Below are 612 nucleotides of genomic sequence, written 5' to 3' on the forward strand. Positions count from 1 at the left end.
TTCTCCCGCGCCGACCAAGGTCCTGGCCCATTCCGAGGGGACAATTCCGTAGCCCTTCACGCGTGCGGGTTCGGCATCGCCCTGAAAGAGGGTCCGGTCGGTCATCACGAGGTCCAGATTGATCCCTGAGATCCCGCCCGGCGTACCGGTGACCCGCTCGACCAAGGTATCTGCCATGACCTGGCCCCGGTTCCGGGGATCACCGACCGTACGGGCAGAATCAGCATGCCGGGTCAGTGCCGCGTAGACCGCGACCCCTTGCGCGACCGGCAGCAGCGCGGTCAGGTACGTCATGGTGTCCGGCGCCGGACGAAGACTCACTGTCCGTTCGGTGGCGGCGTGGCTGGCACGCTTCACCACCGACCGCGGATCGCGCCGGTACGCGGCCGCTTTTGCTGCGGCAATGATCGCTTTATCTCCGGCGCCGTCGAAGGTTCCGGTATCCGCTGCGAGTTCCTCATCCACGGCACACCGGTCCTCCACGGACAAGCACGCTGTTTCCTTCACCAGCAGTGCCGCCCGCCACTCGTTCAACTGGCCCGTGTTCAGCGCGGCCAAGGTTCGTGGCATCTCCATGACCAGGGCTTTGGCCATCCCCAACAGCCGGGAGCC

The 612-nt window shown here is 66.0% G+C and carries 1 protein-coding gene; it reads right to left on the minus strand.

Annotation, left to right across the window (positions count from 1 at the left end; genetic code table 11):
• Nucleotides 1-612, minus strand: a 612-nt coding sequence (locus GVL04_RS24100; protein WP_159709174.1) for a DUF222 domain-containing protein, incomplete at both ends; no start/stop codon positions are given.

This window comes from Arthrobacter sp. 18067, from assembly GCF_902706295.1.
In the GTDB taxonomy this organism is placed as follows: domain Bacteria; phylum Actinomycetota; class Actinomycetes; order Actinomycetales; family Micrococcaceae; genus Arthrobacter.